This is a genomic window from Hyphomonas sp. GM-8P (assembly GCF_003263315.1).
Lineage (GTDB): Bacteria > Pseudomonadota > Alphaproteobacteria > Caulobacterales > Hyphomonadaceae > Hyphomonas.
The window spans coordinates 1-1,323 of sequence record NZ_AWFE01000146.1; the positions used below are offsets into that span (position 1 = coordinate 1).

At 60.1% G+C, this 1,323-nt stretch carries 1 pseudogene; it reads left to right on the forward strand.

What is annotated here, in order from left to right:
- Positions 1 to 1,323: pseudogene (locus HY26_RS19120) on the forward strand (hypothetical protein); the annotation flags it as partial.

The following is a 1,323-nucleotide window of genomic DNA, read 5'->3' on the forward strand; positions in this document are numbered from 1 at the left end:
ACCGGACGAATGCTTTCCGCCTCAACACAGGCACCATCGGCCGTTACATGAACGGCGTGGTGAACTACGGTCAGGAATGCTTCCGCTTTGAACCGAGCGCTGGTAACGGCGTGGCAGGTTTCCAGGCTGGCGAAGACCCGACATTCAACTCTGTCCTGTTCGATTGCGACGGCGGCCTTGCGACGGCCAACTCCGATGCGGCAGCCGCTCAAGGTGCGGTCGCGGCAGACGCGAACAATGCGATGGTCACTGACACGCTCGCATCCGTCCTGTTCCCGGGGCCGGCTGAGCTTGGCGTGACGCCGTTCGATGCATCGACTGTGTCGAGTTTCTTCGAGCCAACCTCCTACATCGGTGCCTTCGGTCCGACCGAAACCGTAACGAACAACTGGGCCGCAGGCTGGACCTTCGCCCTGTTCCCGGAACCGACCTGCCCAACCGGCACGACCGACTCCGGCTTCGACATCCAAGGCACGACGGTTTGCCGTCTGTCCGGTCAGATCTCTTCGGATATCCGCCTGACGCGCGGCAATTACTATGAGATCTCTGGCCGCGTGGACGTCGGTGTTGATACGGGCCCCGATGGAACTGCAACCGGCGGTGTCCCTGCCTCTCTCACCATCGAGTCCGGCGTGACGCTGTTCGGCAATGAGGGTGACGACTATGTCGTGGTGAACCGTGGTTCGCAGATCTTCTCGAACGGTACCGCTGCCAACCCGGTTGTCTTCACCTCGGAAGCTGACGTGACAGACAGCCAGGTCGATCCGGAAAATGCCATCGGCGAATGGGGCGGTCTTGTGATCCTCGGAAGCGCCCCGATCAACCGCTGCCGCGATGCCGCGACGCCGGGTTCGGCGCAGTGTGAAAACATCGTTGAAGGTGTGACCAGCCCGGAAGCCGTTTACGGTGGTGGTGACGCTGCTGACGACAGTGGCTCGCTGGCCTACACGCTGGTGAAGCACGCTGGTTACGCGATCAACACGCTGGGTAACGAACTGAACGGCATCACCTTCGCAGGTGTCGGCACCGGTACGGACGTGAACTACGTTCAGGTTCACAACAACTCCGACGATGGTGTCGAGTTCTTCGGTGGCGGTGTGAACATCAAGCACCTTGTCCTGACAGGCAATGACGACGACTCGATCGACACGGACAACGGCTACAATGGCCATATCCAGTATGCGATCGTGGTTCAGCGTGCTGCCGGCGGCGACAACATCACCGAAGCTTCGAGTGTTTCCTCGTCGGTGACCCCACAGTCTAACCCGATCATCTCCAACTTCACCTTTGTTGGTAACCGGACGAATGCTTTCCGCCTCAACA